Source organism: Pseudomonas sp. YQ_5 (assembly GCF_043103305.1).
Taxonomy (GTDB): Bacteria; Pseudomonadota; Gammaproteobacteria; order Pseudomonadales; family Pseudomonadaceae; genus Aquipseudomonas; species Aquipseudomonas putida_Y.
The window spans coordinates 1-22,858 of record NZ_JBICJS010000112.1 but is presented as its reverse complement, the minus strand read 5'-3'; the positions used below and the strand labels follow the sequence as shown (position 1 = coordinate 22,858).

The 22,858-nt window shown below is 60.3% G+C and carries 22 protein-coding genes and 1 riboswitch; of the genes, 3 read left to right on the top strand and 19 right to left on the bottom strand.

Annotation, left to right across the window (positions count from 1 at the left end):
* Positions 1-187: 187 nt before the first annotated feature.
* From ACF8EA_RS24575 to ACF8EA_RS24535, 9 genes are all read right to left on the bottom strand, one after another.
* Positions 188-898 carry a membrane integrity-associated transporter subunit PqiC gene (locus ACF8EA_RS24575; RefSeq protein ID WP_233689513.1) on the bottom strand — a complete coding sequence of 237 codons (711 nt, stop codon included), beginning with the start codon at positions 896-898 and terminating at the stop codon, positions 188-190.
* Positions 899-1,070: 172 nt separating this feature from the next.
* Entirely contained in the window at positions 1,071-3,329 is a 2,259-nt protein-coding gene (parC, locus tag ACF8EA_RS24570) for a DNA topoisomerase IV subunit A (protein ID WP_392520557.1), read from the bottom strand.
* Positions 3,330-3,342: 13 nt separating this feature from the next.
* Positions 3,343-3,861, bottom strand: a complete 519-nt coding sequence (locus ACF8EA_RS24565; protein ID WP_021783862.1) for a TIGR02281 family clan AA aspartic protease — start codon at positions 3,859-3,861, stop codon at positions 3,343-3,345.
* Positions 3,858-4,844 carry an esterase-like activity of phytase family protein gene (locus ACF8EA_RS24560; RefSeq protein WP_392523563.1) on the bottom strand — a complete coding sequence of 329 codons (987 nt, stop codon included), beginning with the start codon at positions 4,842-4,844 and terminating at the stop codon, positions 3,858-3,860. The genes ACF8EA_RS24565 and ACF8EA_RS24560 overlap by 4 nt, the downstream gene beginning before the upstream one ends.
* On the bottom strand, positions 4,841-6,745 hold the full coding sequence (gene parE / locus ACF8EA_RS24555; protein WP_003249486.1) for a DNA topoisomerase IV subunit B: 1,905 nt from the start codon (positions 6,743-6,745) through the stop codon (positions 4,841-4,843). Before parE ends, ACF8EA_RS24560 begins: the two co-directional genes overlap by 4 nt.
* A 35-nt stretch (positions 6,746-6,780) precedes the next feature.
* On the bottom strand, positions 6,781-7,389 hold the full coding sequence (locus ACF8EA_RS24550; protein ID WP_392523561.1) for a YqiA/YcfP family alpha/beta fold hydrolase: 609 nt from the start codon (positions 7,387-7,389) through the stop codon (positions 6,781-6,783).
* 131 nt (positions 7,390-7,520) lie between these two features.
* On the bottom strand, positions 7,521-8,321 hold the full coding sequence (gene cpdA, locus ACF8EA_RS24545) for a 3',5'-cyclic-AMP phosphodiesterase (RefSeq protein WP_392523559.1): 801 nt from the start codon (positions 8,319-8,321) through the stop codon (positions 7,521-7,523).
* Between the two features lie 85 nt (positions 8,322-8,406).
* Entirely contained in the window at positions 8,407-8,859 is a 453-nt protein-coding gene (locus tag ACF8EA_RS24540) for a DUF1249 domain-containing protein (protein WP_003249480.1), read from the bottom strand.
* Complete coding sequence (locus tag ACF8EA_RS24535; protein ID WP_021783858.1) at positions 8,850-9,467, bottom strand: NUDIX domain-containing protein; 618 nt, start codon at positions 9,465-9,467, stop codon at positions 8,850-8,852. Before ACF8EA_RS24535 ends, ACF8EA_RS24540 begins: the two co-directional genes overlap by 10 nt.
* 185 nt (positions 9,468-9,652) lie before the next feature.
* On the opposite strand from ACF8EA_RS24535, the gene ACF8EA_RS24530 reads away from it, so the two are divergent.
* The gene (locus ACF8EA_RS24530; protein ID WP_176683123.1) at positions 9,653-10,399 is read left to right on the top strand and encodes an RsiV family protein; all 747 of its coding nucleotides are present in this window, start codon (positions 9,653-9,655) and stop codon (positions 10,397-10,399) included.
* Here the strand turns inward: ACF8EA_RS24530 and cytX are convergent.
* A complete protein-coding gene (gene cytX, locus ACF8EA_RS24525; protein ID WP_392523557.1) occupies positions 10,368-11,651 on the bottom strand; it encodes a putative hydroxymethylpyrimidine transporter CytX in 1,284 nt (427 codons plus the stop codon). The two genes, ACF8EA_RS24530 and cytX, sit on opposite strands and share 32 nt — an antisense overlap.
* A gap of 144 nt (positions 11,652-11,795) precedes the next feature.
* Positions 11,796-13,676, bottom strand: a complete 1,881-nt coding sequence (gene thiC, locus ACF8EA_RS24520; RefSeq protein ID WP_021783856.1) for a phosphomethylpyrimidine synthase ThiC — start codon at positions 13,674-13,676, stop codon at positions 11,796-11,798.
* Positions 13,677-13,830: 154 nt separating this feature from the next.
* Positions 13,831-13,937: riboswitch (TPP riboswitch) on the bottom strand.
* A gap of 160 nt (positions 13,938-14,097) precedes the next feature.
* Here thiC and ACF8EA_RS24515 point away from each other — a divergent pair.
* Positions 14,098-15,531, top strand: a complete 1,434-nt coding sequence (locus ACF8EA_RS24515) for a TolC family outer membrane protein (protein WP_021783855.1) — start codon at positions 14,098-14,100, stop codon at positions 15,529-15,531.
* 187 nt (positions 15,532-15,718) lie between these two features.
* On the opposite strand, the gene ACF8EA_RS24510 is transcribed toward ACF8EA_RS24515, so the two are convergent.
* The 8 genes from ACF8EA_RS24510 to ACF8EA_RS24475 form a co-directional block, all read right to left on the bottom strand.
* Positions 15,719-15,985: a hypothetical protein gene (locus ACF8EA_RS24510; RefSeq protein WP_392523556.1), complete on the bottom strand. Its 267-nt coding sequence runs from the start codon at positions 15,983-15,985 to the stop codon at positions 15,719-15,721.
* A gap of 8 nt (positions 15,986-15,993) precedes the next feature.
* Complete coding sequence (locus ACF8EA_RS24505) at positions 15,994-16,749, bottom strand: hypothetical protein (RefSeq protein WP_392523554.1); 756 nt, start codon at positions 16,747-16,749, stop codon at positions 15,994-15,996.
* Positions 16,750-16,976: 227 nt separating this feature from the next.
* Positions 16,977-17,783, bottom strand: coding sequence for a hypothetical protein (locus ACF8EA_RS24500; RefSeq protein ID WP_392523552.1), 807 nt, complete (start codon positions 17,781-17,783; stop codon positions 16,977-16,979).
* 243 nt (positions 17,784-18,026) lie between these two features.
* Positions 18,027-18,263 carry a hypothetical protein gene (locus ACF8EA_RS24495; protein ID WP_392523550.1) on the bottom strand — a complete coding sequence of 79 codons (237 nt, stop codon included), beginning with the start codon at positions 18,261-18,263 and terminating at the stop codon, positions 18,027-18,029.
* Positions 18,264-18,354: 91 nt separating this feature from the next.
* A complete protein-coding gene (locus ACF8EA_RS24490; RefSeq protein WP_392523549.1) occupies positions 18,355-19,122 on the bottom strand; it encodes a hypothetical protein in 768 nt (255 codons plus the stop codon).
* 238 nt (positions 19,123-19,360) lie between these two features.
* Positions 19,361-19,801: a cysteine peptidase family C39 domain-containing protein gene (locus ACF8EA_RS24485; protein WP_392523548.1), complete on the bottom strand. Its 441-nt coding sequence runs from the start codon at positions 19,799-19,801 to the stop codon at positions 19,361-19,363.
* A gap of 238 nt (positions 19,802-20,039) precedes the next feature.
* Entirely contained in the window at positions 20,040-21,311 is a 1,272-nt protein-coding gene (waaA, locus tag ACF8EA_RS24480; protein ID WP_392523547.1) for a lipid IV(A) 3-deoxy-D-manno-octulosonic acid transferase, read from the bottom strand.
* Positions 21,312-21,322: 11 nt separating this feature from the next.
* Positions 21,323-22,213 (bottom strand): LysR family transcriptional regulator, encoded by an 891-nt coding sequence (locus ACF8EA_RS24475; protein ID WP_021783849.1) that lies wholly within the window; start codon positions 22,211-22,213, stop codon positions 21,323-21,325.
* A gap of 86 nt (positions 22,214-22,299) precedes the next feature.
* On the opposite strand from ACF8EA_RS24475, the gene ACF8EA_RS24470 reads away from it, so the two are divergent.
* On the top strand, positions 22,300-22,632 hold the full coding sequence (locus tag ACF8EA_RS24470; RefSeq protein ID WP_004577390.1) for a multidrug efflux SMR transporter: 333 nt from the start codon (positions 22,300-22,302) through the stop codon (positions 22,630-22,632).
* Positions 22,633-22,858: the final 226 nt, after the last annotated feature.

Here is a 22,858-nt window from a genome sequence, read left to right as displayed (position 1 = left end):
GCCGTTAGCGCTCCCCCCGTAGGAGCGGGTTCACCCGCGAACACCGGCGCAGCCGGTGCCATGCAACGCGTCGCCTGCTTCGCGGGTAAACCCGCTCCCACAAAGACCGCGCCGAGCTTCAGACGGGTTTATTGCAGATACAAAAAAGCCCGCAGCGAATGCGGGCTTTTTTGTATCTGCTGTTTGATCAGAACCGATAAACTTCCATATCGGTGCGAATCGGCGAGGCCATCGGGATTTTGGGTTTCTCTGGCCCCTTCTTCACCTGCGTCGGTGCAGCGGGTTTTTTCGGTGCTTCTTCGGCAATCGCCGGCTGGTTGGCCAGCGGCTTCACCGCTGTGCTCAGCTGTTCGGCCAGCTTTTGCAGCAGTTGGCCCTGAGCCTGCACCTGCGACGACTCACTGCCCTCGTGCTGCTGCTCGAGGTGAATGATACGGTTGTCACGCACATGGCCACGGCGGTCCAGCAGACGCCACTGGGCATCCAGAATGGCCGGCTGGTTCTTGCCCGAGTCCAGGCGTGTGATCGACAACAGCACTTGCACGTCCGGGCTGAAGCCTGCAGTTGCCGGGGCCAGCACTACGCGCTGGCTGTCCAGACGCCAGGCCAGTTGACGCACCAGCAGCTGGTCGATATCCGATGAAAGGCTGCCAGCCCAGCGACCGTCGGTCGCCGCGCTCAGGCTGCCATCAGCTTGACGCTGCAGGAACGTCTCACGCTGAAGATAATCGGCCACCGATACCGGGCCGAGTACAACGGCCATGCCCGCGCTCTGCGAAGGCTGGCCAGGATCACCACTGTCGAGCTGATACAGGGCAACCGGCTGATGCATGGTGCACCCGCCAAGGCCCAGCAGGCCAGTCATCAACAGCGCAAATGGAAGGCGCAGAAATTTCATCATCCCATCCAGGCGGCTGCCACAAGGCACACCGCAGTGATACATGTATATTCAAACGGGCACACGGCCACGCCGGCACCGCAAGGGGCATATCATCCGCGAAATAACCGTCCGACTCCAGCATTTCTGCCCGAAACGGCGTTGAAATTGCCGTTCCAGACATTACAACCGGTTATGCCGGCACTTCCACCTGCAACCCATCGACGCGCTGGAACCCACGTGGCAGCTTGCTACCGCGCCGTCCGCGCTCGCCCTTGTAGTGCTCCAGGTCGTCCGCCTTCAAAGACAGGGTACGCTTGCCGGCCTGCAATACAAGGGTCGCGCCTTCGGGAATCACGGCTAGATCGGTAACAAATTCTTCACGGCTGGCCACCCGGTCACCCGGCACGCCAATGATCTTGTTGCCCTTGCCTTTACCCAGCTGTGGCAAGTCGCTGACCTTGAACACCAGCAGGCGGCCTTCGGTGGTCACCGCCGCCAACCAGTCCTGCTCGCGATCGGCCACTGGGCGCGGGGTCATGACCTTGGCCCCGTTGGGCAAGCTGAGCAAGCCCTTGCCGGCCTTGTTCTTGGCCTGCAGGTCTTCACCCTTGACCACAAAGCCGTAACCGGCATCCGAAGCCACCACGTACAGCGCATCGTCGTCAGGCAACAACACACATTCGAAAGTCGCCCCCGGTGGCGGCGTCAGACGGCCAGTCAGCGGCTCACCCTGGCCACGCGCCGATGGCAGGCTGTGGGCGGCCAGCGAGTAGCTGCGCCCGGTGGAATCGATAAGCACGGCAAACTGGTTGGAACGCCCGGCCGCGGCAGCCTTGAAGCCGTCGCCGGCCTTGTAGGAAAGGCCAGTGGCGTCGATATCGTGGCCCTTGGCGCAGCGCACCCAGCCCTTCTCCGACAGCACCACGGTGACGGGCTCGGTCGGCATCAGCTCGTTTTCCGACAGGGCCTTGGCTTCGGCACGCGCTACGATCGGCGAGCGACGATCATCGCCATAGGTTTCGGCATCCTTGATCAGCTCGCTGCGCACCAGCTTGCGCAGCTTGGCCTCGCTCCCCAGCAGGGCCTGCAGCTTGGCTTGCTCCTTCAGCAACTCATCCTGCTCACCACGGATCTTCATCTCTTCCAGGCGCGCCAACTGCCGCAGGCGGGTCTCGAGGATGTAGTCGGCCTGGATCTCGGTCAGCTCGAAACGCTCGATCAGGGCCTGCTTGGGGTATTCCTCGGTACGGATGATGTGGATCACTTCATCCAGGTTGAGGAACGCGGTGAGTAAACCGTCCAACAGGTGCAGACGCTTTTCGACCTTGTCCAGACGGTGCTGCAGGCGGCGACGAACGGTGTTGGTGCGGAATTCCAGCCACTCTACCAATATGGTTCGCAGGTTTTTCAACTGCGGACGGCCGTCCAGGCCGATGATGTTCACGTTGACCCGGTAGGTGCTTTCCAGGTCAGTGGTAGCGAACAGGTGCTGCATCAGCTCGTCGACATCCACGCGGTTGGAACGCGGGATGATGACGATACGGCACGGGTTTTCGTGGTCCGACTCGTCGCGCAGGTCGGCGACCATCGGCAGCTTCTTGGCCTGCATCTGCGCGGCAATCTGCTCCAGCACTTTGGCCCCGGAGACCTGATGCGGCAGCGCAGTGACGACGATGTCGCCATCTTCGACACGGTACACGGCGCGCATGCGGATCGAGCCGCGGCCGCTTTCGTACATCTTGAGAATTTCTGCCCGCGGCGTGACGATCTCTGCCTCGGTCGGGTAATCCGGCCCCTGGATGTGCTCGCACAACTGCTCGATGGTTGCCTTGGGCTCATCGAGCAGTCGCACACAGGCACTGGCCACCTCTCGCAGGTTGTGCGGCGGCACATCGGTGGCCATGCCCACCGCGATACCGGTGGTACCGTTGAGCAGGATATTGGGCAGGCGCGCGGGCAGCACGGCCGGCTCCTGCAACGTGCCGTCGAAGTTCGGCACCCAGTCCACGGTGCCCTGGCCGACTTCGCTGAGCAGCACTTCAGCGTAGCGCGACAGCCGCGCCTCGGTATAGCGCATGGCGGCGAACGACTTCGGATCATCCGGCGCACCCCAGTTACCCTGGCCATCGACCAGGGTGTAGCGGTAGCTGAACGGCTGCGCCATCAGCACCATGGCCTCGTAGCAGGCCGAGTCGCCATGGGGATGGAACTTGCCGAGCACGTCACCGACGGTACGCGCCGACTTCTTGTGCTTGGCATCGGCGTCGAGCCCCAACTCGCTCATGGCGTAGACGATGCGTCGCTGCACCGGCTTCAGGCCGTCGCCGATGTGCGGCAGTGCGCGGTCCATGATCACGTACATGGAATAGTTGAGGTAGGCCTGTTCGGTGAAGTCAGCCAGCGAGCGGCGTTCAACGCCGTCCAGGCTGAGTTCCAGTGAGTCGCTCATGCGGGCCTCGTCATTATTTCAGGTTCTGGCGCAGCAGCATGGTGCCACCGCGCTGGGTAAATTCAAGTTGTTGCAGGGCACTCATGCCCAGCAGTACGGTGGGCCCGTCCAGGCCCGGCACCACGATGGCGCGTACGTTCTGCAGGCGGATATCGCCCAGTTGCAGGCTGGCCAGGCGCGTGCGGTAGCCTTCGGTGCGGCCGTTGGCGGTGCTCAGTAGCACCGGGCTACCGCGCTCCAGGCTCAGTTCATGAGCCAACGCCTCCGGGATCGCCACGTCGGTGGCGCCGGTGTCGAGCATGAAATGCACCACCTGGCCGTTGATGGCACCATCCACCACGAAGTGGCCCTGGCCATTACTCAGCAGGCGCACTTCGATAAAGCCTGCACCATGCTCGGATTGCACCTGGCTATTGGGGTTACGCTGGCTGTCTTCCCACTGGCCGAAAAAGCGCGTGGCAAGAAACAGCGCCGCCGCCCAGGCGACGATCATCAGCACCCTGCCCGCGCGCTTGCCCGGCGCCTGGCTCATGGTTTGGCGCTCCAGCCGCCTTGCGGGGCGTCGAAGCGCCAGACGATCGGGCGGGTTTCGCCATCGGCACGGGCGCTGTTGTTGTTGTCCAGGCCAATCCAGGCACCCTTGGCATCGATCACCAGTGCTTCGGCAAGGCCAAACGGCTGCGCGTAGCGCCGTGACTCGACCAGCGCATCAGCAGCAAACGACCAGCAACGCTCGACCTTGCCACTGTCGGCATCACGCCGGCACACCCGGTAAGCGTTACGTTCAAGGGTAAACAGCTTGCCCTCGAACCAGGCCAGGTCAGCGAAGTCGCGCGACAGCGCACTGGCATTGGGCATTTGCTCCGGTTGCATCTCGACCCCGGCCTCGCTCAGCAGCACGCAACTGCGCCCGCAGGTCCATACCGATTGCCGGCGCTCAATGGCCACCAGGCCACGGCGCTCACGCTCGGCGGCCAGCCACAGGCGGTCACCCGCCGGGTTGATCGCCACGCCTTCGAACAGGGCATTGAAGTTCAGCAGCATGCCGCTTGCCCGGGCCTGGCGCACCATGGCCGAGTCTATCCTCAACCAGTCCGGCTCACCTTCCAGCGGCAATTGCAGTACCGCGGCATGCGCCTCGCTGACCAGATAGAGGTTACCCGCCTGATCACAGGTGATGCCTTCGAAATCCAGCTCGCCACCGCGAATGAACGATGCCGCCCAGTTGCGTGACTTCAACCCCCATGGCAGGCCGCTTTCCGGGACAGTTGGCGGGGTGAAGGTGAGCGGCTGCGCGCGCCAGGTGGGGTTCTGCTGATCGAAGCGGTAGATGCGGTCGTCGTCACGGTCGGACACACCCCACAGCCCGCCCCGGCATTCCACCAGACCAGACAGGTTGCCACCGCGCATACCGTCGATCGGGTGCTCGGCTTTCATCTTCAGCTCTGGCCAGTTGCCCGCCAGGCAAGGCAGGGCAACCAGCGCCAGGCAAACGGCAAGTACTTGCCGAATCAAACCATGACCTCGGCCAGGTTGCCCTTGGTTTCCAGCCAGCTCTTGCGGTCACCGGCGCGCTTCTTGGCCAGCAGCTTGTCCATCAGCTCGCAGGTGGCTTCTACGTCGTCCAGGGTCAACTGCACCAGCCGTCGGGTGTTCGGGTCCATGGTGGTTTCGCGCAACTGCGGCGGGTTCATCTCGCCCAGGCCCTTGAAGCGTGTTACCTGCGGCTTGCCGCGCTTCTTCTCGGCCACCAGGCGGTCGAGGATGCCGTCACGCTCGGCTTCGTCGAGGGCGTAGTAGATTTCCTTGCCCAGGTCGATGCGGTACAGGGGCGGCATGGCCACGTAAACATGCCCAGCCTCGACCAGTGCCCGGAAGTGTTGAACAAACAGCGCACACAGCAGTGTGGCGATGTGCAGGCCGTCGGAGTCAGCGTCGGCGAGGATGCAGATCTTGCCATAGCGCAGTTGCGCAAGGTCGGTGGCACCCGGATCGACACCAATGGCCACGGCAATGTTGTGCACTTCCTGGCTGGCCAGGACTTCGCCACCGTCCACTTCCCAGGTGTTGAGGATCTTGCCGCGCAGCGGCAGGATGGCCTGGAATTCTTTGTCCCGCGCCTGCTTGGCCGAACCACCGGCCGAGTCACCCTCGACCAGGAACAACTCGGCACGCATCGGGTCCTGGCCCGCACAATCGGCCAGCTTGCCGGGCAATGCCGGGCCCTGGGTGATGCGCTTGCGTTCGACCTTCTTGCTGGCCTTGAGGCGGCGCCCGGCGTTGCTGATGGCCAGTTCTGCCAGTTGCATGCCCAGCTCGGGGTGGGCGTTGAGCCACAGACTGAAAGCATCCTTGACCACGCCGGAGACGAACGCTGCCGCCTCGCGTGATGACAGGCGCTCTTTGGTCTGCCCGGAGAACTGCGGGTCCTGCATCTTCATCGACAGTACGAAGGTGATGCGCTCCCAAACGTCTTCCGGCGCCAGCTTCACCCCGCGCGGCAGCAAGTTGCGGAACTCGCAGAACTCACGCATGGCATCCAGCAAGCCTTGGCGCAAGCCGTTGACGTGGGTGCCGCCCTGGGCGGTGGGGATCAGGTTGACGTAGCTTTCCTGAATGCTGTCGCCGCCTTCGGGCAGCCACAGCAAAGCCCAGTCAACCGCTTCCTTGTTGCCCGCCAGGCTGCCACAGAACGGCTCGTCGGGCAGGCGCTGGAATTCGTTGACCGAGTCGACCAGATAAGAGCGCAGACCGTCTTCGTAGTGCCATTCGACCTTTTCGCCGCTGGCCTTGTCCTCGAAGCTGACCAGCAGCCCTGGGCACAGTACCGCCTTGGCCTTGAGCACGTGCTTGAGGCGGCTGATGGAGAACTTGGGCGAGTCGAAGTACTTCGGGTCGGGGCTGAAGTACACGCTGGTGCCGGTGTTGCGCTTGCCGACCGAGCCGACCACTTCCAGCTCGCTGGCCTTGAAGCCATCGGCAAAGGTCATCTGGTATTCGTTGCCGTCACGTTTGACGCGCACGCGCACCTGGGTCGACAGGGCGTTGACCACCGAGATGCCCACCCCGTGCAGGCCACCGGAAAACTGATAGTTCTTGTTGGAGAACTTGCCGCCGGCGTGCAGCTTGGTGAGGATCAGCTCGACCCCGGACACGCCCTCTTCCGGATGAATGTCCACCGGCATGCCGCGGCCGTCGTCGCTGACTTCCAGCGAATGATCGGCATGCAGGATTACCTGCACCGAACGCGCGTGGCCGGCCAGTGCTTCGTCGACACTGTTGTCGATGACTTCCTGGGCCAGGTGGTTGGGGCGGCTGGTGTCGGTGTACATGCCCGGCCGCTTGCGGACCGGATCAAGGCCCGAGAGGACTTCGATGGCGTCTGCGTTATAGGCGCTAGCGCTGGGATTGGCCATAGGGTCTCGTCGTCAGTCTGGTGAATGCAAAAAAGTCAAAATACAGAAAAATCGAGCGCCGCATACTGCCCACGGGCAATGCCGGCGAAGGCCAGCAGTGCCGGCAGGCGCTCGGCGAAGCCCTGGAAGCTGTGGTCGCCACCGGCCTGGATACGCAGTGCACAAGCACGGTAATAGCGCTCGGCGTGTCGGTAGTCCAGGGTTTCATCGGCGGTCTGCAGCCACACTTGATAGCGGTCGGCATCGGCCGGGGCTACTACTTCCAGCTCGGCCAGGGCCTGCACATGATCGTGGGTCAGCTCCCAGGTTTCACCGCTGTAATGATTGCGCTGGGTGCCCAGGTAACCGTCGAAATGCTTGTGCGGGGTTACCGCCGGGTTGACCAGAAGGGCCTTGAGGCCATGGCGCTCGGCCAGATGGGTGGCATAGTAGCCGCCGAGCGAACTGCCCACCAGCAGTGGCGCACCCAGTTCGGCGATAGCCGCTTCGAGCTGGGCCATGGCTTGCCGTGGGTGGTGGTGCAGGGCCGGCACTCGCAACTGGTCGGCCAGGCCGAGCTGCTGCATGACTGCCTCCAGCTGACGCGCCTTGGTCGAAAGCGGTGAGCTGTTGAAGCCATGGATATAGAGGATGGAACCCGACATGCTGCCCCCGGAATCTGTGGCTTCGCGCCTGATAATGCGGGCGCAGGGACGCGCAGTGTAGCGCGTTCGCCGGGTTTTGACGCAGTGCCACGGATTTCGCAATACATTTCCGGCAGGCTGACGCGGCCTGCTCAATACCCTGGGCTGTCGAAGTCGAGCTGCACCTCGAAATCCAGCGCCCGCGCCACCCCGGTCTCCAGCCGCCCATCAGCATGCAGGCGCAACCAGCGGTACCCCGGATGCTCTTCGCTCACCTGGAAGCCCTCGCTGCGCGCCGCGAACTGAATACAGGTCGACGGTGTGGCCAGCAGGCGCCGCCCCTCTCGGACCTCATCCCATTCCTGATGCACATGCCCCCATAACAAAGCCCGTACCTGTGGATATCCTTCAACGATATCGAACAGCGCCTGGGCATTGCGCAAGCCGATCGGCGCGATCCAGGCGCAGCCGATGTCCACCGGCTGATGGTGGAAGCACAGCAGGCAATGCCGCTCACCAGCCTCTTTCAAGGCGGCTTCCAGCACGGCCAGCTGGTCATCTTGCAGAAACCCGTGGGTAGCACCCTGCACGGCGGTGTTGAGCATGACCACCCGCCACGCGCCGATATCAGTCACCGCCTGCACCAGCTCCGGCACCACCTGCGCCATCACCTGAGCCTCGTCATGGTTGCCCGGCAACCAGCGGGTGGGTACGGCAAACGGTGCGGTCAGCTCACGAAACGCTTCATAGGATGCCACGCTGGCATCCTGGGACAGGTCGCCCGTGCACAGCAGCAAGTCGACAAGCGGCTGCTCGCGCCGCACCTGGGCCACCACGTGGCGCAGGCTGTCACGGGTATTGAGGCCCAGCATGCTGCCAGCCGGGTCGGCGAACAGGTGGGCATCGGTCAGTTGCACCACGTGCACAGGGCGGGATTGGTCTGGCGGCGACAACGGCCATCTCCTCGAATGGATTCAGCGGGAATTATGGCTGGGCGACGGTGACGAGCAAACACCCGCAACCGACTCACGTCACAATTCAGCGAACACTTGCCAATTCGTGGCCGCAGGCCAGGCAGTGACTGAGCCACTCACCCAGGAACAGGTTGAGCTGGGCCTTTTCGTCCGGCTGGTGCATGGCGTCGTTTGGATACGGATAGATGCTGCGCAGGCGCCGGGTGTGTTCGGCACTGACCACTTCGGCCATGCGCGCATCGTGATACACCTGCACTTCCAGGTGCGGGACTGGCAACCACGGCAGGCTGTGTTCCTGGCGCACATGCAGGGTGGTGGTGTACGGGCAGGCCAGCACCACGTCGAGCACCAGCACGCCGAGCATCTGATCACCCTGGGTCATGCCGATGCGGCGCGAGCTTTGGGTGGTGCGCATGTCGGGCAGCAAGCGCATCAGCCGGGCGTAGTTGGCCTCGCAGGCTGCCTGCAGCCCGACCAGGTCGACTCGATAGCGCTCGCGCAGCAGGTTCACTTCCACATACCTCTTACTTCGTCACGGTTCAGCGCAAGCCATTGCAGGCCAATAATGGTTGCCGCGTTGCAGATGCGCCCGTCGCGCACCGCCTGCAGGGCATCCTCGAACGACCACACGCGTACGCGAATGTCTTCGCCCTCCTCTTCCAGGCCATGCAGCCCTCCCGCGCCCTCGCTGCTGCAACGGCCGAGGAACAGGTGAACGTATTCGTCACTGCCACCTGGCGACGGGAAGTAGCGGGTCATCGGCCACAGGGCGCTGAACGTCAGGCCTGCTTCTTCTTCGGCCTCGCGATGGGCGACTTCCTCGGGCTGCTCGTCTTTGTCGATCAGCCCGGCAACCATCTCGATCAGCCAAGGGTTGGCGACCTTGTCCAGTGCGCCCACGCGGAACTGTTCGATCAGCACCACTTCATCGCGCGCAGGGTCGTAAGGCAGCACGCATACCGCATCGTGGCGCACAAACAGCTCGCGACTGATCTCGCGCCCCATGCCACCGGCAAATAGCTCGTGGCGCAGGCGTAACTTGTCGAGCTTGTAAAAGCCCTGGAAGCAATTGGCCCGCTCGATGATTTCGAAGCCCTTGGGCACAGCGTTCAACGCGTCTGACATGGAAATCCTCATTACCTCGAATACTGCTTCGCGCCATCCTACTCCGCACGCCTGTTGGTTTCATCCCTTTCCAGCAACCGCTGGCGCACTCGGGACAGCAGCCCTTCACTCTGTTAGCTTAGTGGCGAACTGAAGGCCGCGCAGACGGTCAAAGGCCGACTTTTCCCTGTTCTGCAAGGATCATCATGACACTTGTCAAACTGACTTCCGTGGCCGTGCTGGCACTCGCTCTGGGCGCCTGCCAGAGCCTGTTCACGCCCAACTACCGGGCCCCGCTCGAGGTCAAGCGCGACGCCTGGGAGCACGTCAAACCCGGCTGCAGCGAGAGCGACTGCCCGCTGGTGAACATCGACATGATCCACTTCCCGGCCCTGCCCAAGCTCGACGGCATCGTCGAAAAACGCCTGCTGCAACTGACCGAAGACAATCAGCATGGCACCGCGCCAGGCACCCTGCAGGCCTACGAACAGCAATATCTGGCCAGCGCCGACAAACGTAACAGCAGTTACTTGCAAGCCAAGGTACGCGAACAGCATGACGGGTTGGTGATCATCGAGTTGTCCAGCTACCTGGACAGCGGTGGCGCCCACGGCATGCCCGGCCGCGGCTTCATCAACTATTCACGCAAGCTGGACAAGGTGCTGACCCTGCAGGACATGCTGGTGCCCGGCCAGGAAGACACCTTCTGGAAAACCGTCGAAGAATCGCACCGCGCCTGGCTGATGAGCGTGGGCATGGACAAGGATGCCGAGTTCGTCAAGACCTGGCCATTCAAGAAATCGCCGCACGTCGCCCTGACGTACGGCGCGGTAGTGGTCAAGTACGAGGTCTATGCCATCGCGCCCTACTCCATGGGCCACGTGGAACTGAAGATCCCCTACCCGCGCCTGAATGGCGTACTCAAGCCTGAGCTGTTTCCCGGCCGCGGCTGAGGCTCAGTAACCCATGCAGCACACCTGCCAGCAGCAATGCTGGCAGGGTCGCGCCCAGTTCCGGCGCCTTGGCGGCAATCAGGTGATAGGCCACCGCCCCGGCAAACCAGGCCACCAACGCCTGCCAGTGCAAGCCATTGACCTGCGCTGGCAGACGGCGTCGACGGACCACGTAGTGGTCCATCAGCACCACGCCGAACAGCGGCGCGAACACCGAACCGATCAGCAACAGGAAGTTTTCGTACTGTGCCAGTGGCGCCAACAGGGCGATCAGGGTGCACAACACGCCGATGGCCAACGCCAGGTGCTCGACCTTCAGCGGTATAAGCACACCGGTGGAAACCGCCGCCGAGTGGATGTCGGCGAAGGCCTTTTCCGACTCGTCCAGCAGAATTAGCAGCAGCGGGATCCCCATACCGGCGCCCGCCAGGGCCAGCAACAGCGCATTGACTTCGCCACTGGCGGCGAACGCCAGCGTGTAGGCCACGCCCAGGCTCATCAGCCAGGTGTTGCCAATGAAGTAGCCAACGACCGTGCCGCCGAACACATGCTTGCCATTGCGGGCAAAGCGCGAGTAGTCAGCGATCAGCGGCAGCCAGGACAGCGGCATGGCGATGACGATATCGAAGCCAACCGCCAGCGACATCGAACCATCCCCGGCACGGTTCCACAGTTCGGCCAGGTCGGCCTTGGCGAACAGGTTCCAGGTCAGCCACAGGCAAGCGCCCAGCAACAACCAGATACCCCAGGCGCGCAACACCTTGCGCACGAAGGCCAGTGGCCCGCTGACGGCCAACAGGGTGGCCAGGGCACCAAAACACAGGGTCCAGAGCATGGGGCTGTTCCAGGCACTCTCCTCACCGAACGCCCGCGCCCCCAGCAAGCTGGCGGCATCGCGCATGACGATGATCTCGAAGGCGCCCCAACCCACCAGTTGCAGCAAGTTGAGCAGCGCCGGCAAGCGCGCGCCATGGCTGCCCAGGCTAAGTTTCAGGGTGCCCATGGCAGACAGGCCGGTGTCGCTGCCGATAACCCCGGCGGCGCCCAGCAACAGCACACCGACACCGGTGCCCAGGGCGATGGCCAGCACTGCGCCAGCAAGGCCCAGGCCTGGCGCCAGCATGGCACCGACCTGCAGCACCATCAGGCCGATGCCGAGGGAAAACCACAATGAAAACAGGTCGCGAGCACCGAAGATGCGCTGCTGGATGGGGATTGGATGGTCGGGAGAGAACTGGCTGGGTGATGTCATTGTCATGTCCGCAGGAATGATGGTGAGTGGCATGCACCACCCTGTGGGAGCGGGCTTGCCCGCGAACACCGGCAAAGCCGGTGCCATGCACCGCAGTGCTTGCTTCGCGGGCAAGCCCGCTCCCACAGGGTAAGGTGCTGCGGTTTAGACTTTGTGGTACAGCTGGCTGCCTTCCTGGCGGAACCGCTCGGCCTGCTCACGCATGCCTTGCTCGACCGTCACATCCACGGCCTCGATCTTGGCAGCGTACTCACGCACTTCCTGGGTGATCTTCATCGAGCAGAACTTCGGCCCGCACATCGAGCAGAAGTGCGCGACCTTGGCCGATTCCTTCGGCAGGGTCTCGTCATGGAAAGCACGGGCGGTGTCCGGGTCGAGGCCCAGGTTGAACTGGTCTTCCCAACGGAACTCGAAACGCGCCTTGGACAAGGCGTTGTCGCGAATCTGTGCACCCGGGTGGCCCTTGGCAAGGTCGGCGGCATGCGCGGCGATCTTGTAGGTGATGATGCCGGTCTTGACGTCGTCCTTGTTCGGCAGGCCCAGGTGCTCCTTCGGCGTGACGTAGCAGAGCATGGCGCAACCGAACCAACCGATCATCGCCGCACCAATACCCGAGGTGATGTGGTCGTAACCCGGTGCGATGTCGGTGGTCAGTGGGCCGAGGGTGTAGAACGGCGCCTCGTCGCAGCACTCCAGCTGCTTGTCCATGTTCTCTTTGATCAATTGCATCGGCACGTGGCCGGGGCCTTCGATCATGCATTGCACGTCGTGCTTCCAGGCAATCTTGGTCAGCTCGCCGAGGGTTTCCAGCTCACCGAATTGCGCGGCGTCGTTGGCGTCGGCAATCGAGCCAGGGCGCAGGCCGTCGCCCAGCGAGAAGCTGACGTCGTAGGCCTTCATGATTTCGCAGATTTCGTCGAAGTGGGTGTACAGGAAGTTTTCCTTGTGGTGCGCCAGGCACCACTTGGCCATGATCGAGCCACCGCGGCTGACGATGCCGGTGACCCGCTTGGCGGTCAGGGGCACATAGCGCAGCAACACACCGGCGTGAATGGTGAAGTAGTCCACGCCCTGTTCGGCCTGCTCGATCAGGGTGTCGCGGAACAGTTCCCAGGTCAGGTCCTCTGCCACGCCGTTGACCTTTTCCAAGGCCTGGTAGATCGGCACGGTACCGATCGGCACCGGCGAGTTGCGAATGATCCACTCGCGGGTTTCGTGGATGTGCTTGCCGGTGGACAGGTCCATGACCGTGTCCGAGCCCCAGCGGATGCCCCAGGTCAGCTTGGCCACCTCTTCCTCGATCGAGGAACCCAGGGCGCTGTTGCCGATGTTGCCGTTGATCTTCACCAGGAAGTTGCGGCCGATGATCATCGGCTCTACTTCCGGGTGGTTGATATTGGCCGGAATGATCGCGCGGCCACGGGCGATTTCCTGGCGAACGAATTCAGGGGTGATTTCTTTCGGGATGTTGGCCCCGAAGCTGTGGCCGGCATGTTGCTCATTCAGCAGGCCGGCGGCGCGGGCCTCCTGTAACTTCATGTTTTCGCGGATGGCCACGTATTCCATCTCGGCGGTGATGATGCCCTGACGGGCATAGTGCATCTGCGAGACGTTGGCGCCGGCCTTGGCCCGGCGCGGGTTGCGCACATGGGCGAAACGCAGCTTGGCCAGCTCTGCATCGTTCAGGCGCTGCTGACCGAAGTCGGAGCTCAGGCCTTCCAGGCGCTCGGTGTCACCGCGGGCTTCGATCCAAGCCGAACGCACATCGGCCAGGCCTTTGCGCACGTCGATGATCACATCGGGGTCGGTGTACGGGCCAGAAGTGTCATACACCAGCACCGGGGCGTTGGCCTCGCCGCCGAAATCGGTCGGGGTGTCATCCAGGCTGATTTCACGCATGGGGACGCGGATGTCCGGGCGCGAGCCTTCGACATACACCTTGCGCGAACGCGGGAACGGTTGTACGGACTGCTGATCGACTTGTGCCGATTCGCTGAGGTTGATCGTTTTTTCTTGTTTGGTCATCACAGGCTCTCCTGACGGCTTCCTAGCAGTGGAATGTCGGGGTGAACCTGAAACGCGCGGACGCACCCTCTTTGGGTGCAGTGCCGGATATGGGGGTGCCTGAAGCTGTATGCAGCTGTGACAATCCCGGACCTGGCACAAGAGGCTCCCCGGGAAGGTGAGCAATCTTGTTCCCTACGCAGGCGCTAACCTGATCAGGTTCAACGGGATCCGCACCTCTGCGATCTCAGCCTTTGCTTCAAGGCACCCCGACAAGAACATGCGCAGTCTAGACTGGAGTGGTCGGCAAAGCCAAGCAGGTAAATGCGCGGATGATGAAAGGCACACCGAGCGATTGTTGCCGGGTGCGCATGGCACTACACTGGCCCATCGTTCGATACTCAACAGTTCAGTAATTAAATTTCGTACAAGGATTGCCTCTATGCTGCGCAAACTCTCACTGGCGATAGCCGTGTCTTGTGCGTCCAACGGAGTGGTCTGGGCAGCGGACGTGCCCTCGACAGTCAAGACCGATCTGGTCAGCGTCTACCAGGAGGCAGTGGACAACAACGCCGACCTGGCTGCCGCACGCGCCGATTACGGGGCGCGCCGCGAAGTGGTGCCGCAGGCCCGCGCCGGGTTGCTGCCAAACCTGTCGGCCGGTGCCGAGATGATGAACACCCGCACCAAGCTGGACGAGCCTTCCATGACGTCCAATCGCAGCGGCAACTCCTGGAGCGCAACTTTGGCCCAGCCCATCTTCCGCGCTGATCGCTGGTTCCAGTTGCAAGCCGCCGAAGCCGTCAACGAACAGGCAGCACTGGAGCTGTCGGCGACCGAGCAAAACCTGATCCTGCAAACCGCGCAAAACTACTTCGCCGTCCTCCGCGCCCAGGACAACCTGGCCGCCACCAAGGCAGAAGAAGCCGCGTTCAAGCGCCAGCTGGACCAGTCCAACGAGCGTTTCGACGTGGGCCTTTCGGACAAGACCGACGTGCTGCAATCCCAAGCCAGTTATGACACTGCACGCGCCAACCGGATTATCGCCGAACGCCAGGTGCAGGATGCCTTCGAGGCCCTGGTGACCCTGACCAACCGTGAGTACACCTCTATCCAAGGCGTAGTGCATAGCCTGCCGGTACAAGTGCCAACGCCCAACGATGCCAAAGCCTGGGTCGAAACCGCCGGGCGCCAGAACCTCAACCTGCTGGCCACCAACTACGCGGTTTCTGCCGCAGAAGAGACCCTGCGTCAGCGCAAGGCCGGGCATGCCCCGACCCTGGACGCCGTGGCCAAGTACCAGAAGGGTGACAACGACAGCCTCGGCTTTACCAACCCATCGCAACTGGGGGTGCGCTACAGCGGCGACGTCGAGCAGACCAGCGTTGGCCTGCAACTGAATATCCCGATCTACAGCGGCGGCCTGACCAGCTCGCAGGTACGCGAGGCTTACCAGCGCCTGAGCCAGAGCGAGCAACAGCGTGAAAGCCTGCGCCGCCAGGTCGTGGAAAACACCCGCAACCTGCACCGCGCAGTGAACACCGATGTGGAACAGGTACAGGCGCGCAAGCAGTCGATCATTTCCAACCAAAGCGCGCTGGAAGCCACCGAAATCGGCTACCAGGTCGGTACCCGCAACATCGTCGACGTGCTTGATGCCCAGCGCCAGCTGTACACCTCGGTGCGCGACTACAACAATAGCCGTTACGACTACATTCTCGACAACCTGAGCCTGAAGCAGGCAGCCGGCACCCTGAGCCCGCAAGACCTACAGGACCTGAAGCGCTACCTGAAACCTGACTACAACCCGGACAAGGACTTCCTGCCACCGGACCTGGCGGCAGCAGCGGCCAAGAACTTCGAGCGCAGGCCTTGAGATAGGGGCTGGACCATTCGCGGGCAAGCCCACTCCCACACGTACCGTGCCAGGCCTGAAGGCATGATGCACCTGTGGGAGCTGGCTCGCTGGCGATAGGCCTCCAAAATCACTCCAGCCCTGAACGACAACGCCTAGGCGGCTACGGCAATCGTCGAGTCGATGCGTTGAGCCGACATATCACCAATTAGCGCAGGCCCCGCAGGTTCAGGGGCGAACGCAGCCATTGCATCAACAAGATTCCCCAGGTTCGGTAGCGAGTGCTCGACAGCAAACAGCGACGCCCCTGCGGAAAGGGCGGAAATTTCTGGCACGGCAACCGGTTAGCAACGCCATTGGCAAGTACGGCATATCGATCCCCCTTCATAGCCATATAGTCATACATATCGCCAACACCTTTGGACTCAAAAATTTTACGCGCAGCCGCTATATCTTCTTTGGTCAACACTGACATTTGCCACCTCATCTTCTGCTATTAATTAAAAAATCGACCAACGAGCGCCTCACTTCCAACCACCGCATTAACTTATCAGGGCGCATTATCACCTCGACTAGTACGTCTCCAAACACCACAAAGGTCATTTCACACGAATAGTAATTCGGCACTTTCGGGCGCCAACTGCAATACCCCACAGCAGCCAAGTCATCGTGCTCACCCTGCCAATAGATAAGCTTCTTGTGATTTTCAAAAATCGTGTCACGCGCCTCTACACGATAGAGGCTGCTTGACTCATCGTACTCTGCAAGCGTTATTGTTTCTGCTGGGCTTTTCCGCAAAAGAAACTCGAGTTGACGCCGTAAATCCCCCTCTCTTGCAGTTATCGGGGCCACTGCGACCAACAGCCCCTCATGCTCCAAGCCCTGCCGGAACACTAAACTGTCATCCGCCGGCTCGAGCTCTGGCCAGGTCATTGACAAAAATACAGATACTAGGTTTGCGTCACAGCCTTTTTTGTTATAAATAAAGCCAGAATCAAAAGAGCTCTTACCCTCATATTCTGGCCAAAATGGAAAGTACAACCTCGAGAACTTATACACTTCCCCTGAAATTCTGCCGCACACGAAAGGATCAAACGTTACCTTCTCCCCTGGATTCCAAGGTTCGCTCTTCCAGGCCACAACTATCATCATCAGCACGGGAATCAACAAGAGTACAGCGGAGCAAAGCCTCAAAAAACTCCAAGCCCATAGGAAAAACAAACATGGTATTTTTCTCATAATGACTTAGCGCTCCTTCAAGCTTTCTCGGACATGCAACCAAAAGAGGACTGAATCTAACTTTGATCATTTCCTTTCTCCTTGCCTTACACCTCGCCTTGCAATTCTTCAATTCTATTAACCACACACCTCAACTCACCTCGCAAAAAATCAACACTCACAAGAGCCAGCCCTCTTACCACGCTAAGCCTGACGCGCCTCTTCCACATCGGACATTTCCATCCTGATCATTTATCGACCCCATACCTCACAGCATTCATGAAAAACTCACCCACTTCCAAAGCAATGTTATGCCACTCCCCAAGCCTCCCCCATAAAAACTCCACATTAACAATTGCATCCCCTCCGGGTATCAAAAACTCCAAATAGCAACGCGAGTAATTGGCCTTGGGCTCCACCCAGTTGCAATAACCGATGTATTGCATGCGCCCCTTGGTCTCCAGCCAGAAAAAGCCCTTGCGCTGATTAGGAAATGCACTATCAACTCCCTCAAGAAAATTTAGACCGAGATCTTCGTTCAGCTTGCTAGCCTGAACTACAGCCGCAGGTGTTTCACGAAGGTAATGCTGGAGCTGTTTTCTCAACCCTGCTTCCCCATGCAGCCAAGGCTCAATTGCGACCGATATCCCATCAAAGCGAAAAGACGTCGCCTCACCGTAAGAGACGGGCTGCATCTCCGGCCAACTCATTGCCATATAGAGTGACACCAAGTTTGCACCACAGCCTTTTTTGTTATTTGTAAATCCCGGCTCCCAAGAACTCTTACCCTCATACTCAGGCCAATAGATCACATACTTCCTAGGGAGCTCATAAACAACACCCGAGATCTTTCCACACACCATTGGATTAGGGGTCGTCAGCTTCTTCGGCGCCCAAGTCGGGGTAATAACAATGGCGACCAACAACCACGCCACACTTAGCAACAACAACAATTTGCTAAAACCCCACAGCACCAAACCAAATCTTCTACACAGCGCAATTAGCTTTCCGAACAGCACCTTCACAAAGAGAAAGATATACCTGCAACTAATCATCACCCCTCCCTAGAGCCAGTCTACCCATATCAGCCACTAAGCAAACTTCGCTTCAGACAATGCATAAACTTTTTCAAAATTTCTTTCGCACAACACGGAAATGCTGCTCCCAGCCCCAAACGCATCTGAACCACCGAGACCGACAGCACAGCAACTCGCCATGCTAGCCAAAATTATTGCACTACAGATCCGCAGCAAGTTCCAAGCCGCTCTATATACAATGCACGCATTTTTATATTTCATTTACCGCTCCTTCAGACTTTCCTTTGCATGCCGCTGCAGGGGACTCAAGAAGAAACTGATAACCCTGCGCCTATCCACAATCACTTCTGCACGCACAGCCATGCCTGCCGTCAACGGTACGTCTTTATCCCCTACGCGTAAAATTTCCTTGGTCAGCTCTATTCGAGCGCTATACATCAGGCCGAGCCGCTCATCTTCAATATCGTCATCAGAAATACTCTCCACCCCCTTGGACACCGCCGTACTTGGCAAACGTCAACATCTCCACTTTAATTTCCACTTACCGTCCCTGATCAAAAGAGGTTAGCTTCATCATTAAAAATTACCCTTACACGCCATTAGATGCCAAGAAGCTCTTGACACGCGACACCATCTCACCCCACTCGCTTAATTCGTCCCATCCAAAATCAATCTTTACAATAGCTTTACTGTCCTCCAGCAAATATCTAAAATGACATCGATGATATTTAGACCTATACTTACTCCAACTACACCTTCCAATTTGCTCCATGTACCCATTTTTTTCAGACCAAAAAATCATCCGTGGTGAATTGGGGAAAACGCTATCAACACCCTCCACTCGATTCAAACCTAATTGTCTATCAAACACCTTGGCCTCTCGTTGCTTATAAGTTGCCTCGGAAATGAAAAAATCAAAGGTTTCGCGCAGTCCCCTCTCACCGGCGGGCCATGGTTCAATCGTCACTACGATTCCACTAAACGTCTCTGAGAAATAGTTTCCCGGTGTTAACTCAGGCCAGTTCATGGCCAGACTTAAAGAATATAAATTTGATTCACACCCTCTATCAACGCCGCCAGCCCCTCTCTTATAACTTCCTTTATCCTCATATTCCGGCCAGAAAGGAACATATTCGCTTGAAAACTCATACACAACACCGGACACCACACCACATACTTTTGGTGCTGGGGGTGCGACCGGCTTCGATTTCTCGCTTAAAGCAACAGTCGCCACTACTAAAGCAACACAGCTCGCGGGAAGACACAACGCGACGGCTGCGCTAACCCTCAGTGCATTCCATATAATTTCGTACAGCATTCTCCAGCCGCTTTTTTCTCGTAGCTGATTCGCGTCCATCTGTTATCGCCCTCACAAGTAATCACTTAGCGCTCCGTTAAACTTTCCTGCACATGTCTCCGCAAAGGCCTTAGGAAATAACTTATAACCTTGCGCTTATCCGTAATAACCTCCGCACGCACTGACATACCCGCCGTCAACGGAACATCCTGCTTTCCTACACGCATTATTTCCTTACCCAGGCGGACTCGAGCGCTATAAACCAATCCCCGCTTCTCATCTTCAATGGCTTTGTGGGCTAGGCGGATGATGAGTCGAAGCGCGACAGCCCGAGGGGCAACTGGGCATCGGAGCGAACCAGAATGAGTTCTCCCGACCAGCGCACCACCAGTTCCGCGAGGGTCAGCGCTTGCGGCGCGCGGGAATGGGGGGCCTGCACCAGAACCTGCTCGCCCTCCACACGCGCGATGATGAAGTATTCACCACGCGTATCCACTGCAATAGCGGGCAAGGGCGTATGCTGCAGCCGGGCCGGATCGACGCTGCGGTGTTTGGCCTTGAGGCCAAGTTGCTGAAATTCCCGAAGTAGTGTGCAGGTAGAGAAACGCTCACCCGCTGCTGCATGATCGTGCTGCAACTGCTCGGCAGAGACGGCAACACCATGGTATCGCGCCAGCGTGATAAGACACACCAGCCCACTTTCAATAGTGTTGGCATTGCCATCAGATAAATCAGCCATCACGCCACCTCTTATGAAAACCGGACATGAGGCGATACTAGCCCGAAGCAATAGGACAAACGTCCTACAAGCTTCCGACACAAGCGTGTGACACTTCTGACTTTTAAAGTCTATTCGTAGGAAGTTTCCTAACGGCAAGAAATCCAGTGTAGGAAGTTATAACTTACGCCGTAGGAATAAATAACCAGAATCAGACATACCCACTCTAGACCGGGTCTTTGAGTGGATATGTCGATTATCAGCGGATCAAGGCCCCCAGACCCTCGAGCAATCGCTGCAAAGCCCCCTGATTGGCCCGCATCACCGCCCTGCCCGCCTCGCCCATGCGCTGGGCATCCTGCGGCAGTTCCACCAGACGGCGCACCGCGCCGGCCAGCCCGTCAGCATCATCCACCTGCTGCAACGCACCCGCCTCGCGCAGCATCGCGCTGATTTCGAGGAAGTTGAACACATGCGGCCCCATGAGCACCGGCAAGGCTAGCGCCGCAGGTTCCAACGGATTGTGCCCACCGGTCGGCACCAGGCTGCCACCGACGAAGGCAATGTCGGCCAGGGCATACAGGAACAGCAGTTCGCCCATGGTGTCGCCCAGCAATACCCGCGTTTGCGCATCGACCAGCGTGCCGGCAGAGCGGCGCACGGTGGTGAACTGCTCGCTGCACAGCGCATGCACTGCATTGAAGCGCTCGGGATGGCGCGGCACCAGGATCAGCAAGGCATCGCCATGCACCTGCAACAACTGCCGATGCGCCTGCAGGATCAAGGCATCTTCACCTTCGTGGGTGCTGGCGGCGATCCACACAGGGCGCTGGCCGCCCCCCCACTGTTCACGCAATGCCTTGGCGCGCGGCAGCAGCTGTTCGTCGATCTTCAGGTCGAACTTGATCGAACCGGTGACTTGCACGCGCTCAGGGCGTGCGCCCAGGTCACGGAAGCGCTGGGCCTCGGTTTCGGTTTGCACGGCAATCAGGCTCATCTCGGCCAGCATCGGCCGGGTGAGCCTGGCAAAGCGCCCATAGCCACGGGCCGAGCGCTCGGACAAGCGCGCATTGGCCAGCGCCACCGGAATGCCGCGCCTGGCACACTGGTGAATGTGGTTGGGCCAAAGCTCGGTTTCCATGATGATGCCCAGCTTAGGCTGCACATGTTCGAGAAAACGCCCCGCCGCCCAAGGCAGGTCGTAGGGCAGGTAGCAATGCTGCACGCGCGGTTCGTCGGCGAACATGGCGCGGATGCGTTCAGAGCCGGTAGGGGTCATGCAGGTCAGTGTGATCGGCAGCTCCGGATAAGCCTTGAGCAAGGCACGCACCATGGGTGCGGCCGCAATGCTCTCGCCCACCGATACCGCATGCACCCAGATGCCACCCTGGCGCATGGCCGGCAGCTTGAAAGCAAAACGCTCGCCGATACGCTGGCCATAGGCCGGCGCCTTGCGCGCGCGCAGGTACAGGCGCAGCGCAACCAGCGGCAGGCCCAGGTGAAACAACAAGGTATAGAGAGTTCTGTTCATGGCGGCGAATTCTACCCGATCGCGCGAAGGTGCACTGCAAAGCGCTCGGCCAGCCACTGCGCGGCCGGGCCCAGAGGCTCATCACGGCGCCAGGCCAGCTCCGCCACCAAAGCCGGCGGCCGCCAATCGCTGTCCAGTTCGACCATGTGCGCCTGGTAGGTCGGGTACTGCACCACATGCCGGGGTAACCAGGCCCAGCCCAGGCCGCGCATCAGTAGTTCGGCCATGGCGTAGAAGCTGTCGGCACGCCATACCTGCGGGCTGATCGCCTCGCCGCCGGGGTAGCCGCTTTGTTGTGGCGTGATCAGCAACTGCCGGTGGCGGGCCAATTGTTGGCGGGTGACCCGGCCTTCGCCTGCCAGCGGGTGGCCGGCCGCGCACACCGTGACCATCTCCACGCTGCCCAAGGCACGGCGTTCCAAGGAAGCCGGGATGCTTTCGTGGAGGAAGAACAGGCCCAGATCGGCGCGCCGCTCCACCAGCTTGCGCGCCACATCGCCTTGGGCTCCACTGGCCAATTGCACCTCCAGGAACGGGTAGCGGCTAGCCAGTTCGTCAAGGCTGTCGATCACCGGCTGATATGGCATGGCTTCGTCCTGCGCGACCCGCAGCAAGGCCTCCTGCCCGCGCATCAGGGCCAAGGCGCGGCCATCCAGGCGTTCGCACTGGCGTAACAATTCGCGGGCGTCTTCCAGCAAGGCGCTGCCGTTTTCAGTCAATTTCGGTTGCCGGCCGCTGCTGCGCTCGAACAGGGTGACCCCTAGGTCGGTTTCGAGCAGCGCGATGGCACTGCTGATCGCCGACTGGGCTTTGTGCTGCTCACGTGCCACCGCGGAGAACGAGCGCAGTTCTGCAACGCGCAGAAAGGTACGCAATTGTTCAAGGTTCCACTGCTCGGCCATCAACCTATCTCCCAAATTGATAGGTAATGACTTTACCCCATCCAGGCAACGTCTAGAATGCCCGCTCAGTAACGGAGGATCCCGCCATGAATGCCTATACCTACCTCGCCATTGCCATATGCGCCGAAGTCATCGCCACCGCCTCGATGAAGGCGGTGAAAGGCCTGAGCACGCCGTTGCCACTGCTGCTGATGGTGGTTGGCTATGGCATTGCGTTCTGGATGCTGACGCTGGTGGTACGCAGCATTCCGGTGGGGATTGCCTATGCCATCTGGTCGGGTCTGGGGATTGTGCTGATCAGTGTGGCGGCGCTGGTGATCTATGGGCAGAAGCTGGATATGCCGGCGATGCTTGGCATGGCCATGATCGTGGGTGGCGTGGTGGTGATTCAGCTGTTTTCGAAGACGGCTGGGCATTGATGTTTGCCCTGCGTCTGGCTGGAGGTCGTGCCAGGGCTGCCTGGTGCTTGCCTTGATTTTTGGGGTGTCGGGTAGATCGAGCGCCGCCCGCGCGGCGCATCGCGAGCTGCGCTCGCTCCTACGTCTGTTTTGGGCCAGTAACGCCCGTGACAGGCGCGCGCGGCCGTTTTGTTTGTTCGGCGCAATATCGCGACATGCCCCAAAGCGCCCGCGCGCAAATCCCCCA

What these genes read in the sequence shown, in the direction of transcription:
- cytX (WP_392523557.1), bottom strand. Translation starts at nt 11,651, where the DNA reads ATGACATCACCCAGCCAGTTCTCTCCCGACCATCCAATCCCCATCCAG.
- ACF8EA_RS24475 (WP_021783849.1), bottom strand. Translation starts at nt 22,213, where the DNA reads ATGGCCGAGCAGTGGAACCTTGAACAATTGCGTACCTTTCTGCGCGTT.
- ACF8EA_RS24530 (WP_176683123.1), top strand. Translation starts at nt 9,653, where the DNA reads ATGACACTTGTCAAACTGACTTCCGTGGCCGTGCTGGCACTCGCTCTG.
- ACF8EA_RS24485 (WP_392523548.1), bottom strand. Translation starts at nt 19,801, where the DNA reads ATGGCTGATTTATCTGATGGCAATGCCAACACTATTGAAAGTGGGCTG.
- ACF8EA_RS24535 (WP_021783858.1), bottom strand. Translation starts at nt 9,467, where the DNA reads ATGTCAGACGCGTTGAACGCTGTGCCCAAGGGCTTCGAAATCATCGAG.
- ACF8EA_RS24505 (WP_392523554.1), bottom strand. Translation starts at nt 16,749, where the DNA reads ATGAGAAAAATACCATGTTTGTTTTTCCTATGGGCTTGGAGTTTTTTG.
- ACF8EA_RS24510 (WP_392523556.1), bottom strand. Translation starts at nt 15,985, where the DNA reads ATGTCAGTGTTGACCAAAGAAGATATAGCGGCTGCGCGTAAAATTTTT.
- ACF8EA_RS24575 (WP_233689513.1), bottom strand. Translation starts at nt 898, where the DNA reads ATGAAATTTCTGCGCCTTCCATTTGCGCTGTTGATGACTGGCCTGCTG.
- ACF8EA_RS24515 (WP_021783855.1), top strand. Translation starts at nt 14,098, where the DNA reads ATGCTGCGCAAACTCTCACTGGCGATAGCCGTGTCTTGTGCGTCCAAC.
- parE (WP_003249486.1), bottom strand. Translation starts at nt 6,745, where the DNA reads ATGGCCAATCCCAGCGCTAGCGCCTATAACGCAGACGCCATCGAAGTC.
- ACF8EA_RS24550 (WP_392523561.1), bottom strand. Translation starts at nt 7,389, where the DNA reads ATGTCGGGTTCCATCCTCTATATCCATGGCTTCAACAGCTCACCGCTT.
- parC (WP_392520557.1), bottom strand. Translation starts at nt 3,329, where the DNA reads ATGAGCGACTCACTGGAACTCAGCCTGGACGGCGTTGAACGCCGCTCG.
- ACF8EA_RS24500 (WP_392523552.1), bottom strand. Translation starts at nt 17,783, where the DNA reads ATGATTAGTTGCAGGTATATCTTTCTCTTTGTGAAGGTGCTGTTCGGA.
- ACF8EA_RS24565 (WP_021783862.1), bottom strand. Translation starts at nt 3,861, where the DNA reads ATGAGCCAGGCGCCGGGCAAGCGCGCGGGCAGGGTGCTGATGATCGTC.
- waaA (WP_392523547.1), bottom strand. Translation starts at nt 21,311, where the DNA reads ATGAACAGAACTCTCTATACCTTGTTGTTTCACCTGGGCCTGCCGCTG.
- thiC (WP_021783856.1), bottom strand. Translation starts at nt 13,676, where the DNA reads ATGACCAAACAAGAAAAAACGATCAACCTCAGCGAATCGGCACAAGTC.
- ACF8EA_RS24490 (WP_392523549.1), bottom strand. Translation starts at nt 19,122, where the DNA reads ATGGACGCGAATCAGCTACGAGAAAAAAGCGGCTGGAGAATGCTGTAC.
- ACF8EA_RS24470 (WP_004577390.1), top strand. Translation starts at nt 22,300, where the DNA reads ATGAATGCCTATACCTACCTCGCCATTGCCATATGCGCCGAAGTCATC.